The organism is Paraburkholderia sp. (genome assembly GCF_028283785.1).
In the GTDB taxonomy this organism is placed as follows: Bacteria; Pseudomonadota; Gammaproteobacteria; order Burkholderiales; family Burkholderiaceae; genus Paraburkholderia.
Window position 1 is genome coordinate 78,180 of the sequence record NZ_JAPWKB010000008.1, and the last position, 16,344, is coordinate 94,523.

A 16,344-nucleotide genomic window follows, 5' to 3' on the forward strand; every position below is an offset into this window, starting at 1 on the left:
GAAGCGGCCCGCGGCTACGAGAGGATGCAGGTGTCGTTGTCGATGTCCGCTTCGAGCGTGGGCCACACCACGTCTTCGAACGCTTCGGGCGGCACCGGTTCGGAATACAGAAAGCCTTGCGCAAAATCGCAACCCACGCCGATCAGAAAATCGCGTTGTTCGATTGTTTCGACGCCTTCGGCGATCACCCTCAAGCCGAGTTTGTGCGCAAGCACGACCATCGCTTCGCACAGCGCCTGATTGTTTTCATCGAAGGCGAGGTTCTGAACGAACGAGCGATCGATCTTCAGATAATCGATATCGAAGCGTTTCAGATACGCGAGCGACGAATAGCCGGTGCCGAAGTCGTCGATGGAAATACGGATTCCCGCGTCGCGGAACGTCAGCAACTGGCCCGTCACTTTCGACTCGGCATGCAGCAGCAAGCCTTCGGTGATCTCGACCGCCACGCTTTGTCCCGGCAAGCCCTGCTGCGCCAGATAGTCGGGCCACTGCACGCACACGAGATTGTCCTGGCGGATCTGCACCGGCGACACGTTGACGCTGATCTGGAACGACGGATGGAACCGGCTGCGCCATCGCCGCGCCTGCTGCACGGCCTGTCTGAACACCCAGTCGCCGATCGGCACGATCAGACCGGTGTCTTCGGCCAGCGGAATAAAGTCGAGCGGACTGATCGTGCCGCGCTCCGGATGCAGCCAGCGGATCAACGCCTCGGCCTTGTAAATCTCGCCGCTCTTCAGATCGACGATCGGCTGGTAATAGACCTGAAACTGGTTGCCGGGCAGTGCGGCGCGCAGATCGCTGGTCAGGCGCAGACGCCTTTCGGCGGCGACCTGAAGATCGGGCGTGAAGTAGCTGAAGCGGTTGCGTCCGGCGTTTTTCGCCGCGTACATCGCCTGGTCCGCGTTCTTGAACAGCACGTCGAGTTCGCGTGCATCGTCCGGATACAGCGTCACGCCGACGCTCGCCGAAATGAACGCTTCGTCCGCGCCGAACTGGAACGGCTCGGCCAGCGTCTCGATGATCTGCTTCGCGATCCGCTCGATACTGTCGGCGTCGTCGAGATTGGGCAGGATCACGGTGAATTCGTCGCCGCCGAGCCGCGCGACCGTGTCCGATTCCCGCACGCACGACGTGATGCGCCGGGCCGCCTCGATCAGCAGCACGTCGCCGGTATCGTGGCCGAGCGAGTCGTTGACTTCCTTGAAGCGGTCCAGGTCGATCAGCATCAGCGCCATCCGTCGTCCGGAACGCCGCGAAATCCGCGCTTCCTGATCCAGACGGTCATGGAACATCTGCCGGTTCGGCAAGTGGGTCAGCGCATCGAAATTGGCCTGCTTCCAGATGGTCGCCTCGAAGGCCATCCGCTCGGAGATATCGCGACCCACCGCCAGCACCGATTTCACCGTACCCGACGGATCGATCTCCGGCGTCAGGCGAATATGCGTGCACTGCTCCTTGCCATCGTGACCGAACGATTTCAGCTCGAATTGCGCGCTCTTTCCGCTCGTCATCGTTTCGCTGATCTTGCTTTCGTAGATCAGCGCATTCGGGCCGCCGGGAATCTCCGACGGCCGCTTGCCGAGCGAGTCGCCGAGGCTGCGCCCGACCGCGACGCAGAACGCCGGATTCGCATAGATGCGCTGCGCGTTGCGGTCGTAGCGGGTAATCGTGTCCGGCGAATTGTCGATCAACGTGCGCGATTCCTGCTCGCGCGTGACCAGTTCCGCCGTCCGCTTGACGATGGTCTGTTCGAGCGACGCGTTGATCTCGTTGATCTTCTGGATCTTCTGCTGGATCGCGCCGCGCATGCGTTCGAAATGCAGCGCGAGACGGCCGAGTTCATCCAGGCCGTCGGGTGCGGCGAGCGTCTGATGGTCGGGGTCGGTGTCGTCCTGCGCGCCCGCATCGTTGCCGGTGTCGTGCATCTTGCGCACCAGTTCCTTGAGCGGCGCGGAAATGCTGTGCGCGATGAAATACGCGAGGAAAATCGACAGCAGAAACACCGAAATGCCGACCAGCACGATCTGGTCGCGCACCGACTGCGCCTCCGCCGTCAGCTTCTTTTCAGGAATCGTGCTGACGACGCACCACGTCGTGCCGGGAATCCGCGTATAGGCCGCGAAGAAACGTTCGCCGCGCCGGTTGTCGAACGCGACGAAGCCGTTCTGGCGACCGGGCTGCCGGTCGCGCGCGATGCTGGCGCTCAGGCCGGGTTCGGCGGTGTTGGCGGCGCCGTCGTCGGCGCGCACGATCAGCTTGTCGTTGCTGGCGTCGAGCACGTAGATTTCGGTGCCGCTGCCGAGCGCGACATCGTTGAAGATCGACGAGAAATGTTCGGGGCGAATCACCAGCACCAGACTGCCGATCTGCTGGTTGCTGCTCTTGCCGATGATCGCCCGCACCATCCCGAGGTCTTCCTCGCCGACACCGTTGTCGTAGCTGCCCCAGTACGGACGTCCATTGCGATCGGGCGCCTGCCGGATCAGCAGCGTCACGCCTTGCGTCAGTTGCGCGAACGACTGCGTATCCATGATCCGGTTGTTCTTGTCGAGCAGGTATTTCTGATTGACGAAGTCGATCGATCCGTAGTGTTCGAGCAGCAGCCGCGTCATATCGAGGCGCGCTTCGCTCTGCTCGCTCGCATTGCCGCTGACGACCCGCGTCAACGCGCCCTGCACGCGATCGGACAGCACCAGCCGGTTGCTTTCCGTCTCGATCTCTTCCATCCGCAGCAACACGTTGCGCGACACCTGCTTGACCACTTCCTTCGAGAAGATCTCCGCCTTCTCCTTGATCGCCGCCGTGGATTCGACATAGGAGATATAGCCCGACAGCAGGATCGGGAGCAGCGACAGCAGGATGAACGCGGTAATCAGCCGGTAACGGATCTCCACCCGACGCAACAGATCCAGCGACAGGAATTCGAACGCGCGTTGCAACGAACCGATGATTGAGCTCATTTGTAGTGCATCTTCGCTTCGTTCTTGACCGATGCATCGAGCAGCGCGGCGGCCCGCTTCGGCGTGATCTTTCTGTGCAGCACGTCCAGCATCAGACGATGCAGCTGCTCGATCGAATTCGACGGCAACACCGAGTAATACGGACTCGACGTGAGCGGATAGGTGCTGACCATCGCGGTGTAATCGGCGATCTTCGCGTTGCCGACCATGTTCGGCGCGACATGCGTGAACGGCGGAATGTTCTGGCGTTTTCGCTGGAGAATCGCAAAGCCGTCGCCCGCGATAAATTCGAGGAAGCGCATCGCGGCGGCCTTGTTGGGCGTCTCGCCGACCGCGAAGCCGGTTTCGCTGCCGAGCACCGGCACCACGCGTTTGCCGGGCGCGTTCCACGGCGGAATGAACACGCCGACGTCGAACGGATTGTCGTGCAGCAGCAGACCGGCGGCCCAGCTGCCGTGGAAGGCCATCGCCACGCGGCCTTCCTTGAACAGCCGGATGCCCTGGTCGTAGTCGGTGGCCATGAAGCCGTCCTGCACGTAGCCGCGATCGGCGATCAGCGCGATTCTCGCGAAGATGTCGGCGACTTGCGGCGTGTTCAGGTCGAGCGTGCCGTCGGCCATCTTCCGCTTCCAGTCCGGATCGCGCGCGACCACGTTGTTCGCGAATCCGAAGCTGAACGGGCCGTTGCCGAGCATGTTCGGAAAGCCGCCGTTCCACATGATCGGCGTGAAGCCCGCGCGCTTGAGGCGCTCGCAGACCGCGAGAAATTCGTCGAAGTTAGTGGGCAGCGACGTGATGCCCGCCTTCGCGAACATGTTCTCGTTGTAGTAGATCAGCGTCGTGGCGACGCCGCCGGAAATGCCGAAGTGCTTCGCACGACGGCTGGTCCAGTCGTCCTTCAGCGGATCGAGCATGGCGTTCCACGCAGCCGTGTCGCCGACATTCGCGAGCAAGCCCTGATCGGCCAGTTCGGCCGAATACGCGTTCGGATTCACGCTCATCAGATCGGGCAGATTGCCGGACGCGACGCGCGGCTTGATATTTTCCTCGACCGAATTGCCGATCATGAACTGCACGTTCACGCGGATATCCGGATTGCGGCGGGTGAATTCGGCGGCGATCTGAAGCATCTGCTCGGGCCAGTCCGGCGCCCAGATCAACGCGGTGATGGTGGTTTTGGACGGCGCGGCAACGCGCGGCGTTTCGTGCCGGCCGCACCCGGCCAGCGACATCAGAACGAGGCCGATCAAACCGTACAGCAGGGAAGCAAACTCGAATCGTCGCACTTGCGGTTCACTTTGTGTTTCGGGATGGATCGGCCTGAACGACAGGCGTGATGCAACGAATCTCGATCGTGCCAGGGGTCCGCTGCGCCGCTCCGGGAGAAAGCCGGGCGCCCCGCACAGACGCCGCGCTCATCAGCGGCGTTCTCGCACATCCGTATGAAATCGTTTTCCTGGCGATTGCAGCCGCCCCAGCGATGGATTCCTGACGAAATCCGATCGGGATACTGACGGTAGAGGCGCAGCAAACAGGCGTCGAATGGGGCATGACGTCGGAAAAGGCGAATCGAACGGGGCAGCGATTAGACAGCATATCGGCAGCCGGCGTCAAACCTTTAGCGGGGACAGAAGGCGGGGATGAAAGCGGTGACGGTCGCGGCGCATCGTTTATTTTTTTGCGGGCGCTTTTTTCTTCGATTTTCCCTGATTGAACGCGATCGCGGCGCGGATCAGCGTCTTGAGCGCGGGCGCGTCGATGGTGTCGCCCTCGAAAAAATCGATGGCGCGTCTGGCGTTGCCTTCGAGGCCCGCGTTGAACAGCGTGTCGGGATCGGGCAGGCTCGCGCCGTACATGAAGGTCAGCTTGACCTTGCCTTTATGGGCATTGGCGACCGCGATGATGCCGTCGCGCGACCACACCGGGCTGCCCATCCATTTCCACTCCTCGACGATCTCCGGGTCGGCCGCGAGGACGACCTTGCGGAGTTCGGCGAAGGTGTCGCCACGCCAGTCGGCGATGCCGGCGATCAGTGCGTCGATCTGTTCCGATGCATTCATAAGGTCTCCGTGCTTCGCGTGGCGGCGCGGCTGTCTACCCGCGCCGTAGCGATAACGTAGCGAAACGCCGGAAGCCTGTCCACGACGCGCGCGTCGGGTTCACCGCCCGAGACCGCTGGCCGCGATCTGCTGCTCCACGTACTGCGCGAACAGGGTGTGCAGATGCGTGGTCGGATGAAGTTCGTCGGCGAACATATAGGTCTGATCCGCGTTGGCCGTCACATACGTGGCGGGCGAGCACAGCAACGCGGTCTGCTTGGGCGTCTTGTTCGGATCGCACGCGATAGCGGTATTCGACACGCTGAAACCGTTGGTCTGATAGTTCGCGATGATCTGGGTCAGCCACGTGTAGGCGTCGATCTGGATGACTTTGCCCTGCACGCCGACGGTCTGTAACGCCGTGTTCAGGTCGTCGTTGAAAAGCTGCGACAGCTGGGTCAGATTGGCGCCGCCATCGGACGCGGCGAGGCCGGTCGGCGACAGCCCGATATTCGGCAGGTTGACGACTACGACATGCGTCGCGCCGTTCGTCACGATCTGCGCGACGATCTGCGCGAGCGTACTGGCAGCGGACTGCACCGTGGATGCCGCGGCCGGCAGCGCGCCCGCACGCAGCACGTCGTTCGCGCCCGCCCAGACCAGCACCAGTTGACCCGCGTTGAAACTGCCGTGCGTGTTCAGATAGCTCGTCACCTGCTGATTGACCGGCATTTCGATATCGCCGATTACATCGGTCAGGAAATCGTTCAGGTCCGCCGCGGTCGCCACGGTGGCACCGCCTTCCGCGTAGCCGAACCCGCTTTGCGCGGTGAGTTTCTGATTGATGTCGATGGTGTATGCGGCCGTGAGCGTGTCGCCGTAATACTGCGCGACGTCCTGCGTCCACACCTGGCCGGGATTGGTCGTAAAGCGTCCGCCGCCCACCGCGCTGGCAATCGGCGCGTAGGTGCCGACGTCGGACAGGCTGTCGCCGAACGACACGACTTGCAACTGGACGCCGCCCGCTGGTGTCGTCGCGCTGCTGCTTCCGCTGCCCGTGCTGCTGTCGTTCGAGCCGCCGCCGCCGCACGCGCCCAGCAATGAAATCAAAGTGGCAAAAATTGCAGTGCGTACCGTATCGTGGATTGCTCGCATCGCTCCTCCTCGCTAACCGGGTGGGCCGCCGCTACGCGGGTGTTGCGGGCATTGCGCGATTCGCTCGCCCGTTCGACATCTCGATGTAGCAAAAATTGTGCTTCGGGCCGGGAGGGTTGTCGTGACCGGTAAAACGCGCGGAATCGCTACAATTGTGCAGATGATTCCTTTCTTCGACGCCACCTTGTGCAAGACATGCTGACTTCCTGGTTCTGGAGCGGCGAGACGATCCGCAGCCGACGCGTCGGTGACGTCGTGTTGTCCGGCACGGTGGATATTCCTGCGCCGCCCGCACGGCTGCTCGCCGACTGGCAACGCGAGATCGCGTCGAACATCGTGCTCGAACCCGGCGACGTCGAGCAGATGCCGCTGGCGCGTGCGCGAATGCGCTGGCCCGACTACCCGCGCTGCGTGCAGGCCGTGTCCGGCTGGACGGCCGCGCTCGGTTTGCCCGACGTGCTCGCCCGCAGCGACGTCGCGCTGATGGCGTGCCGTGGCGCGCGGTATCACCACGACGGCGCACAATATGGCGGCGCGGCGTTCTGCAATCTGTTTGTCAGCGAAGACGTCGGGCTCGACGTGCATTTCGCCGCCACCGGCCATCGCATTCCGTTGACGCGCGGCACGGTGATGATCTTCGATACCGGCCAGCCTCATGGCGTGATCCGGCGCGGCAGCAGCGGTTTCGACGCGTCCCACTTCGTGACCGGGCAGGACTGGAGCCAGATTTTCCTGACTTGGGAATTACCCATCGAAGCTCCGTCGATTGCGCGCGCGCTCGGCGTCGCATTCGACGTCGCCGCTTCGACTGCGACTGCTGCGCGGCCGGACGACGAACAGGTGTGGCTCGACGGCGTCGAGGTGAGCGTCTGTCCGCAATCGGGACGATGGCTGCCGGCCGCATGAGCGGCGGCCGCGCGCCTGCGCGCGCTCAGTGACGATTAAGATGTGAGTTCGCCCTTGACCCTATCCGCATATGACTACGCTGACCAATCGCCCCTATACCGCGCTCCTCGTCATCGACCTTCAGAACGCCGTCGTCGCGAATGCGTATCGCCGTGACGCGGTGCTCGATACCGTCGGTGTGCTGGTCGGGAAGGCGCGCGATGCGCAGGTGCCGGTCATCTGGATTCGCCATTCCGACGAAGAACTGCAAGCGGGTAGCGACGCGTGGCAGATCGTCGATGCGCTGTCGCCAGCGCCGGGCGAACCGATCGTCGAAAAGCATTATCGCGATGCATTCGAAGCGACCGATCTCGAACAGGTGTTATCGACGCTCGGTGTCGGCAAACTGATCGTGACCGGCGCGCAAACGGACATGTGCATTCGCTCGACCTTGCACGGCGCGCTCGTGCGTGGCTACGACGCGCTGCTGGTCGGCGACGCGCACACCACCGAAGACATGACGCCGTGGGGAGCGCCGCCGCCTGACGGCGTGATCGCCCACACCAATCTCTACTGGCGCAATCAGCGCGCGCCGGGCCGCGTCGGTGGCGTCGCCGCCAGCGCGGAGATCGTTTTCACGCGCGACGCGTAACGGCGGCGCGCGTCCGTCCGGTCAGTTCGACATGCCGGACATCCCTTGCATGCTGGCCATGCCCGATGCATTTCTCACCGCGCAGGTCGCATCGACGCGCGCGCCGTCGCTGAATTCGAAGGTCATCGGGATGCTCGATCCGACCTTCAGCGGTTTCACCGGTTGCTCCAGCATCAGGTGATAGCCGCCCGGCGCAAACGCGAGCGGCGCGTGGGCCGGCACCGTGACCTTGTCGAGCATCACCATCTTCGACGTGCTGCCGTTGCTCTGCGTCTGGTGCAGCATCGCCATGCCGAAGGCTTTCGTCGATACGCCGTCGAGATCGACGGGTTTGTCACCCGTGTTCATCAGCTTGAAGTAGCCGCCCGACGGGACATCGCCGGGCATCGAGCGGATCCAGCAGTCGGAGACTTTGACGGTGGCGGCCGGAGCCGCGAACGCGACGAGCGACGCGGCACACAGCGGAAGCGCGACGGCGAGGTTTCGGATGATGCGAGTCATGGTTTTCCTTTGCAATGCTGACGCAGGGTGTTCCCTGCGGATGCGGTCGGCAAGCCGCCGCGTGGATCATCGAATCGGGCAATGCCGTTGTCGGCATGACGGTCGGACACGGCCGGATCGTGGAGAACGTGAATCGGCAATGCGCATCGCGTAAGCGCGACGGCGCACGAAACGCCGGTGCGGCGTCACGATGCGATTGCGGACGGGATCAGGACACGCGCGGCGGCGCTCGTGGACGACCGGAAGGAAAGGTGGCGGACGGCACGTGACGCGTCGAAAGCGCGGCCACGCCGACGAGCGACGCGAGCAGCAGCGCCGGCAATAGCGTAGTCGGCAACGTTGGGACCACGCCGTGATCGGCGAGCAGGCCGCAATACGCGCATGCCGCGAGGCGTTCGGCGTGCGAGTGATCGATGCCGCCGGACGGCGATTGCGCCGTCGAACAGAGCGCGGATTCGGTGTCGCCGACGCGATGCGCCGCGACGACCAGCTGGCTCACGACAGGCGCGAGCACGATCAGCCCCATGGCGACGAGGCCAAGCCATGCGATCAGATACTTGCGCGCGCCGATGGACATGAGGTTCGATGGAAAGTGCGGCGTCAGTCTATCACCCGACGCGTCGCGGCTTCATCGTGGCCGGCTAGACGTGCACGTGATCGTGCTGCTCGGCACCGTCGCCATGATGATGCCGTGCGCGTTCGATCGACACCGGGATCGTGTGGAGATGCGCGAAGCGCACGCCACGCTGGCTCGCGACGCTGTCGGCGAAGGCGGTGACATCGGCGGCGCGTCCGCGCAACACCGACGATTCGAGCAGGCTGTCGTGATCGAGATGCACGCGCATGCTGGCCACCGCCAGATCGTGGCGGTCGTGATGCGCCTGCGTGATCCGCCGCGCAAGTTCGCGCGTTGCGTGATCGTAGACATAGGTGAGTGTCGCCACGCACTGCTCGCCGGCATCGCCCGCCGGTTCGCGCGCCTGGCTTTCGCGAACCAGGTCCCGGAACGCTTCCGAACGGCTCGAATAGCCGCGCGCCTCGACCATCGCGTCCACGGTGGCAAGCAGGTCTTCGTCTATCGTGATGGTGATGCGCTGCATGATCTCTCCGACGGTGTGCGATCCGATGTTAGCGCATCAAATTCCAGTGTGACGATTTTTGAAAACAGTATGATTATGGTCACCCATGAATCCGGCGATGCTTCCGTCGCCGGCGTGCGTCTTCATCTACGACGGAGCATCGATGGCCAATCTTGTGAAAGCATTGTTCGGTGACGAACAGGGCAATCTCCGTCAGAAAATCGGCGGCCTTTACCTGCTGTTGATCGCCTTCAATGTCGGCGCATGGATCTGGGCATTCGTCGCGTTTCATCATTATCCGCTGCTGATGGGAACGAGCCTGCTGGCGTACTCGTTCGGTTTGCGGCATGCGGTGGACGCCGACCATATCGCCGCGATCGACAACGCCACGCGCAAGCTGATGCAGGAAGGCAAACGGCCGATCACCGTCGGTCTGATGTTCTCGCTCGGACACTCGACGATCGTCGTGCTCGCGTCGGTGGGCATCGCCGCGACGGCGATGGCGCTGCAAACGAAAATGGCGGGCTTCCGTGAGATCGGCGGCCTGATCGGCACGCTGGTTTCTACCTTCTTCCTGTTCGCGATCGCGCTGTTGAACCTCGTGATCCTGCGCTCGGTGATCCGCGCGTTCCGGCGGGTGCGCCGCGGCGAACCGTATATCGAGGAAGATTTCGACATGTTGCTCGCCGATCGCGGTTTTCTGGCACGTATTTTCCGTCCGCTGTTCGGCCTGATCACGAAAAGCTGGCACATGTACCTGCTGGGTTTCCTGTTCGGACTGGGTTTCGATACCGCGACGGAGGTCGGCTTGCTCGGAATCTCGGCGGCGGGCGCGGCGCAAGGCATGCCGATCTGGTCGATCCTCGTGTTTCCGGTGCTGTTCACCGCAGGCATGACGCTGATCGACACGACCGACAGCATCCTGATGCTCGGCGCCTACGGCTGGGCGTTCGTGAAACCGATCCGCAAGCTCTACTACAACATCACGATCACGACGATCTCGGTCGTGGTGGCGTTGCTGGTCGGGAGTATCGAAGGGCTGGGTTTGCTGGTCGACAAACTGCAACTGAGCGGCGGCGTCTGGGATGCGATCGGTCGCCTGAACGACAACTTCGGCATGATCGGTTATGTGATCGTCGGTGTGTTCGTGGTCAGCTGGCTGGTGTCGGCCGCCGTCTACCGGTGGCAACGCTTCGACGAACTCGAGGTGGGTTCGAGCCAGGTCTGACCGACTCCCGGCGGGTGTAGCTTCCCGGTTTCGATCCCGGTTCGATCCGCCACCCTGCGTGCCGCGCGTCAGCGTCGCGGCTTCGCCGTACTCCAGTCCGATTCCCGCGCCAGTTCGACGAACGCGGTGAGATAGTCGATCGTCGCGTCGGTCTCGCGCGTGCCGAGAAAAATCTGCTTGGCCACCCCTTTCCTGCCGAGCTTCAACGGCGTCAACGGCATCACGCCCGCATACTCTTCGGCCAGCCAGCGCGGCAACGCCGCGACACCTCTGCCGCTCGCCACCATCTGCAACATGATGTCGGTCGTCTCGATGACCTTGTGCCGTCGTGGCACGACGTTGGCCGGCGTCAGGAACTGGTTGTAGATGTCGAGCCGGTCGGTTTCGACCGGATAGGTGATCAATACCTCGGACGACAACTGCTCCGGCACGACGTACGCGAGCCCCGCGAGCGGATGGTCGTCGGCGACGACGAGCACCTGCTCGTAGTCGAATACCGGCTCGAAGCACAGGCCCGGTTTCTTCAGCGGGTCCGGCGTGACCAGCACGTCGATGTCGTAGCCGAACAGCGCGCCGATCCCGCCGAACTGAAACTTCTGTTTGACGTCCACATCGACGTCCGGCCATGCTTTCAGATAAGGCGCGACCACCTTCAGCAACCACTGGTAGCACGGATGGCATTCCATGCCGATCCGCAACGTGCCGCGCTGCCCTTGCGCATACTGCTTCATGCGCTCTTCGGCGTGTTCGAATTGCGGCAGCATCCGGTTCGCGAGCCTCAGCAGATACTGGCCCGCCTGCGTGAGCCGCATCGACCGGCCTTCGCGATCCCAGACCGGCGTGCCCAACTGCTGCTCCAGCTTTTTCACGGTATGGCTCAACGCCGATTGCGTGAGATTCAGTACGTTCGCCGCACCCGTGAGCGACCCTTGCCGCTCCACTTCCCTGATGACGATCAGATGCATCCGTTCAAGCACGCGTCACTCCATGAAAGAAACTAATCGATATATGAAATAAAGCCATTTTATTTCATGATCAGAAAATTCTATCATCGCGTCCAGTTATTTACTGAACGACGGAAACGACATGGTCACGACGCACAATCTGGGTTTTCCGCGCATCGGCGCACGACGCGAGTTGAAGTTCGCACTTGAAACCTACTGGAAGGGCCAGTCGTCGCGCGACGAACTGAAGACGCTCGGCGCACAGCTGCGCGCGCGCCATTGGGACGACCAGCAAGCGCTCGATCACGTGCCGGTCGGCGATTTCGCGTTTTACGACCAGGTGCTCGACATGAGCTTCACGCTGGGCAATCTGCCGGAGCGTGTGCGCGGCTTTCACGGTGACGCGCTGGACAACTATTTCCGCGTGGCGCGGGGCCGCTCGGCCCAGGGTGCGGACGATCACGGTCAGTGCTGCGGCGGCGTGGCAGCGGGCGAGATGACCAAGTGGTTCGATACCAACTATCACTACATCGTCCCGGAGTTCGACGCGAAGACGCGGTTCTCGCTCGATCCGTCGCGTCTGGTCGAGCAGATTCGCGAAGCGCAAGCGCGCGGCGTCAAGGCAAAGCCGGTGATCATCGGTCCGGTTACGTATTTGTGGCTCGGCAAGGCGAAGGACGATTCGGACCGGCTCGCGCTGTTGCCGCGTCTGTTGCCCGTGTATGCCGCGCTGCTCGACTACTTCACCGCGCAAGGCATCGAGTGGGTGCAGATCGATGAACCCGCGCTCGTGACCGAACTCGATCCGGCATGGCGCGAAGCCTTCGTCACCGCGTACGATGCGCTCGCCACGCGCCGCGTCAAGGTGTTGCTCGCGACGTATTTCGGCCCGTTGCGCGAGAACCTCGACCTCGCGTGCAAACTGCCGGTGGACGGCCTGCATATCGATGCGATCAACGCCCGCGACGAAGTCGCTCAGGTCGCAGCCAGACTGCCGGAAACCGCCGTGGTGTCGGTCGGCGTCATCAATGGCCGCAATATCTGGAGGACCGATCTGAACGCTGCGCTCGAATGGCTGGAGCCGCTGCACCGGACGCTCGGCGACCGGCTATGGATCGCGCCGTCGTGCTCGTTGCTGCACTCGCCGGTCGATCTGGACAGCGAGCCGACGCTCGACGCCGAGATCAAATCGTGGCTCGCCTTCGCGCTGCAAAAGCTCGACGAACTGAAGGTGCTGGCGCAGGCGCTGAACACCGGCCGTCAATCCGTCGAAGCTGCGCTGAACGCAAATCAGACTGCTATCGAGAGCCGTCGGACGTCGCCGCGCGTGCATAACCCGGCGGTCAAGGCGGCCGTGTCGAAAATCGACGCCGCGCTCGGCCGACGCGTCAGCGCGTATCCGCAACGTGCGACGAAGCAATCGGCGTTGTTCAACTTGCCCGCTTATCCGACGACAACGATTGGCTCGTTCCCGCAGACAGCGGAAATCCGCCAGGCGCGCAGTCAGTTCAAGCGCGGCGAACTCGACGCAGCCGCGTATCGAACCGCGATGCACAGCGAGATTGCGCGCAGCGTGAAAGAGCAGGAAGCGTTGGGCCTCGACGTGCTCGTTCACGGTGAAGCAGAGCGTAACGACATGGTCGAATACTTTGGCGAGCAACTGGACGGTTACGCGTTCAGCCAGTTCGGCTGGGTGCAGTCGTATGGCTCGCGTTGCGTGAAGCCGCCGATTCTGTTCGGCGATATCAGCCGTCCGAAGGCGATGACGGTCGAGTGGACCCGTTACGCGCAATCGCTGACGAGCAAGCCGATGAAGGGGATGCTGACCGGTCCGGTCACGATCCTGAACTGGTCGTTCGTTCGCGACGACCAGCCGCGTTCGGTGTCGTGCTATCAGCTCGCGCTGGCGATCCGCGAAGAAGTGCTGGACCTGGAAAAGGCCGGCGTGCGCGTGATCCAGATCGACGAAGCGGCGTTGCGTGAAGGTCTGCCGCTGCGCAAGTCGCAGTGGAACGCGTATCTGCAGTGGGCGGTCGAGTCGTTCCGCGTTACCGCGAACGGCGTGCAGGACGAAACGCAGATTCACACGCACATGTGCTATTCGGAGTTCAACGACATCATCGCGTCGATCGCCGATATGGATGCGGACGTGATCACGATCGAGACGTCGCGCTCGGACATGGAATTGCTCGATGCATTCGACGACTTCAACTATCCGAACGAGATTGGCCCGGGCGTGTACGACATTCACTCGCCGAATATTCCGAGCGAGGCGCATATCGTTCAACTGATGCGCAAGGCAGCGGAACGGATTCCGGCAGAGCGTCTGTGGGTGAATCCGGATTGCGGGTTGAAGACGCGTCAGTGGGCGGAGGTGATTCCGGCGTTGACGAACATGGTGGCGGCGGCGAGGAGCTTGCGCGCGTTGTCGTAATTCGTATGGGCGGTTGGATTGGGCTGGATACGTGCCGCGCTGTGCCGGTTGAGGCGGACTTGCGTGGCGTGGCATCTGTTCGTTTATGCCGGAGCTCGGCGCGGGATTTTCATGGTTGCGTTCTCATCATGTTTGAACGTAACAATCACATCCTGTCTATCGGGATTGTGTCGATGTCGTGCGCGACTTTGATCGATTCGGACATATTTTGTCATTACGAAAAAGCAAAAACATGACACCCTGATATCGACAATATAGACAAAGACGGGGAAACGAAGTGCTAAGGAATATTCAAGCTGCCCGAGCCATTGCGGCTCTCTGCGTCGTTGCTTACCACCTCGAATTGCTCCGTTTCGGCCAGTGCGGCGTAGACGTGTTCTTCGTCATCAGCGGGTTCATCATGTCCTACGTCGCACCGCTCGAGGGTCGTGCGTTCTTCATCAAACGAGTCATTCGAATTGTGCCGCTGTATTGGATACTCACGGTGGGTGTATATGCGATCGCGTTAGTTAAGCCTCAATGGCTCAATACAACCACGGATGGCATGGCTTTTCTTTTGAAGTCTCTGTTTTTTCTCCCGTATATCAAAGATAACGGGAATTGGGGCCCGCTGCTCCGGAACGGTTGGACGTTAAACTTCGAGATGTTTTTTTATGTGCTGATCGCTGTGTCGCTGCTGTGCGTGAGAGCGCGCTACGCAACCCTTGCAGGAAGCGCGCTTCTTGTCGGGATATGTTCCTTCGTCGCTTTGCACGGTACGGGAAATGCGATTGCAGACTACATGGGACAACCTCTGGCACTTGAGTTTTGCCTGGGCGTAGCCTGCTACTGGATATCGAGGTCCAACATTTTTGCTCGAGTGAACCCCGGCGTCTGGGCAGCGTTGGGAATCGCGGGCGTCGCCGCAATCGTTTTGCTATATGCGATGTCAGGCAACCCGGTGGGATTTGTGCGTCTGACGCACTATGGCTTGCCGGCCTTTGCGATCATCCTGTCGCTGCTCGGTCTTGAGAAGACCGGGTTCAGTGTTCGCGGCAATCTGCTTGTCGATCTTGGCGCGGCAAGCTATTCGATCTATCTGTTGCACCCGTACGTGATAGGTGCCGTCGAAAAGCTCCTTCACATCAGGACCGGTTCTGCGACCGCCGTAAGCATGGCCGCTTCGGCTTTGTCTATTGTCGTAGTTTGCGTAACGGGATGGTGGTGCTATCGGTACATTGAAAGCCCGATTCAAGCCGCGATAAAGCGGGCCCGGTTCCGTGCTCGGGGGCCCGTGTCATCTGCCATGTGATTCGCCGCGTTGGTCAACATGGTGGCCACTGGCTCGTATCGACCCCACAAGAGTCAGTCGAAGTGCTCGATAACAGTCATTCATGCAGGTTACGAAGAAGCGTTGAGATAGTCCGGTGCTTGCAGGAAGAGCGCATCGGAAACCAAACTGGCCGCGGGCAATTGAGCGCGCTAGTCCCGCGTGACGCAACCAGTCAGTCATGGCGTTAACGTCCGGCCGGTCGTGCGCCAAGCCAACTACGCCGTCGGGACGCACCGCGAACAGCGCGCCCGCGCCCGATTCCCATGCGGCGCTTGCACGGCCGAGACCACCTCAACCTGCTCGGCGCCGCTGGCGCGCCGGCGTGTGGCGCGCACACCGTCAGAGTCAGCGTGCGCACCGACCAATGTCATACCGTATTCCACGTCGGTAGCGAGTGCCTTGAGGCGGTCACGGAGCACCGCCTCGGTACGCCACTACGGAATCAGAAGCGACGCTGGCCAGGGCACGTCACGAAATCCGCCGTCGCCGGTATATTGACGGAAAGGCAGGTCGGCCTGGCCTGCGTTCACCCGGTTGGTCCGGCACCGACGATCAGAATGTCCGACATCGCTGGAATTTCCCGAGGAAATCGTGGGGCGTGATCAATGCCCTGTTTGTCCCCAAACCGACACATAAGACCTTCGCTAACTGTTTCCGGCAGTCGAAATCGGCAACGCCAACCCTACCTTCACCTTCGACATGACGACCATCGTTTCGAAGTGGCGGATATTCTGGTTCTGCCTAAATACGCGCGTCGCAAATTCGTCGTAGTGATCGATATCGCGCATCGAGATCAGCAGCACGAAATCCGCCTTTCCCGTCACCACGTAACACTGCATCACCTCGGGCAGTCCGCTCAAAAACCGCTTGAATTCATCGAGCAGATCGACCCGTTCTCTCTCGACCTGCACCATCACCAGCATCATCAGCGGCAAACCGACCTTGTTCGGGTCCACGACCGATATGTCCTTGACGATGTACTTCTCGTCACGCAGACGCTTCACGCGACGCATGCAAGCCGGTGGACTCAAACCGATTTCAGCCGCCAGCGCCTGATTGCTGATCTGGTTGTCGTGCTGAAGAATCGCGAGGATGCGTAGATCGAAATCGTCTAGCGCGGCGGCGGTGCCGGTCATATTTCGTTTAGCC

At 61.8% G+C, this 16,344-nt stretch carries 14 protein-coding genes; 5 read left to right on the forward strand and 9 right to left on the reverse strand.

From position 1 onward, the window contains the following. Nucleotides 1-14: 14 nt before the first annotated feature. From PW947_RS09975 to PW947_RS09990, 4 genes are all read right to left on the reverse strand, one after another. On the reverse strand, nucleotides 15-2,966 hold the full coding sequence (locus tag PW947_RS09975) for an EAL domain-containing protein (RefSeq protein ID WP_299631300.1): 2,952 nt from the start codon (nucleotides 2,964-2,966) through the stop codon (nucleotides 15-17). Further along, nucleotides 2,963-4,198, reverse strand: coding sequence for an extracellular solute-binding protein (locus PW947_RS09980; RefSeq protein WP_299631599.1), 1,236 nt, complete (start codon nucleotides 4,196-4,198; stop codon nucleotides 2,963-2,965). The genes PW947_RS09975 and PW947_RS09980 overlap by 4 nt, the downstream gene beginning before the upstream one ends. Nucleotides 4,199-4,636: 438 nt before the next feature. After that, nucleotides 4,637-5,026, reverse strand: a complete 390-nt coding sequence (locus tag PW947_RS09985; protein ID WP_299631302.1) for a DUF1801 domain-containing protein — start codon at nucleotides 5,024-5,026, stop codon at nucleotides 4,637-4,639. A gap of 99 nt (nucleotides 5,027-5,125) precedes the next feature. Next, nucleotides 5,126-6,160 (reverse strand): SGNH/GDSL hydrolase family protein, encoded by a 1,035-nt coding sequence (locus PW947_RS09990; protein WP_299631304.1) that lies wholly within the window; start codon nucleotides 6,158-6,160, stop codon nucleotides 5,126-5,128. 195 nt (nucleotides 6,161-6,355) lie between these two features. Between PW947_RS09990 and PW947_RS09995 the strand changes: the two genes are divergently transcribed. Together PW947_RS09995 and PW947_RS10000 are read left to right on the forward strand one after the other, a co-directional pair. Next, the gene (locus PW947_RS09995; protein WP_299631305.1) at nucleotides 6,356-7,066 is read left to right on the forward strand and encodes a hypothetical protein; all 711 of its coding nucleotides are present in this window, start codon (nucleotides 6,356-6,358) and stop codon (nucleotides 7,064-7,066) included. Between the two features lie 70 nt (nucleotides 7,067-7,136). Next, the gene (locus tag PW947_RS10000) at nucleotides 7,137-7,697 is read left to right on the forward strand and encodes an isochorismatase family protein (RefSeq protein WP_299631307.1); all 561 of its coding nucleotides are present in this window, start codon (nucleotides 7,137-7,139) and stop codon (nucleotides 7,695-7,697) included. A gap of 21 nt (nucleotides 7,698-7,718) precedes the next feature. Here the strand turns inward: PW947_RS10000 and PW947_RS10005 are convergent, their stop codons facing one another. The 3 genes from PW947_RS10005 to nikR all read right to left on the reverse strand — a co-directional run bounded on the left by PW947_RS10005 (nucleotide 7,719) and on the right by nikR (nucleotide 9,298). Then, nucleotides 7,719-8,198 carry a copper chaperone PCu(A)C gene (locus PW947_RS10005; protein WP_299631309.1) on the reverse strand — a complete coding sequence of 160 codons (480 nt, stop codon included), beginning with the start codon at nucleotides 8,196-8,198 and terminating at the stop codon, nucleotides 7,719-7,721. 208 nt (nucleotides 8,199-8,406) lie between these two features. Continuing rightward, nucleotides 8,407-8,775 carry a DUF2946 domain-containing protein gene (locus PW947_RS10010; protein WP_299631310.1) on the reverse strand — a complete coding sequence of 123 codons (369 nt, stop codon included), beginning with the start codon at nucleotides 8,773-8,775 and terminating at the stop codon, nucleotides 8,407-8,409. 64 nt (nucleotides 8,776-8,839) lie between these two features. After that, entirely contained in the window at nucleotides 8,840-9,298 is a 459-nt protein-coding gene (gene nikR / locus PW947_RS10015; RefSeq protein ID WP_299631311.1) for a nickel-responsive transcriptional regulator NikR, read from the reverse strand. Between the two features lie 142 nt (nucleotides 9,299-9,440). Here nikR and PW947_RS10020 point away from each other — a divergent pair, with 142 nt between their 5' ends. Further along, a complete protein-coding gene (locus tag PW947_RS10020; RefSeq protein WP_299631313.1) occupies nucleotides 9,441-10,505 on the forward strand; it encodes a HoxN/HupN/NixA family nickel/cobalt transporter in 1,065 nt (354 codons plus the stop codon). 68 nt (nucleotides 10,506-10,573) lie between these two features. On the opposite strand, the gene PW947_RS10025 is transcribed toward PW947_RS10020, so the two are convergent. Continuing rightward, nucleotides 10,574-11,482 (reverse strand): LysR family transcriptional regulator, encoded by a 909-nt coding sequence (locus PW947_RS10025; RefSeq protein WP_299631314.1) that lies wholly within the window; start codon nucleotides 11,480-11,482, stop codon nucleotides 10,574-10,576. Between the two features lie 109 nt (nucleotides 11,483-11,591). On the opposite strand from PW947_RS10025, the gene metE reads away from it, so the two are divergent. Further along, on the forward strand, nucleotides 11,592-13,883 hold the full coding sequence (metE, locus tag PW947_RS10030) for a 5-methyltetrahydropteroyltriglutamate--homocysteine S-methyltransferase (protein ID WP_299631315.1): 2,292 nt from the start codon (nucleotides 11,592-11,594) through the stop codon (nucleotides 13,881-13,883). A 277-nt stretch (nucleotides 13,884-14,160) separates the two neighbouring features. After that, entirely contained in the window at nucleotides 14,161-15,174 is a 1,014-nt protein-coding gene (locus PW947_RS10035; protein WP_299631316.1) for an acyltransferase, read from the forward strand. A gap of 665 nt (nucleotides 15,175-15,839) precedes the next feature. Here the strand turns inward: PW947_RS10035 and PW947_RS10040 are convergent. Then, nucleotides 15,840-16,331, reverse strand: a complete 492-nt coding sequence (locus tag PW947_RS10040) for an Lrp/AsnC family transcriptional regulator (RefSeq protein ID WP_299631317.1) — start codon at nucleotides 16,329-16,331, stop codon at nucleotides 15,840-15,842. Between the last annotated feature and the right edge of the window lie 13 nt (nucleotides 16,332-16,344).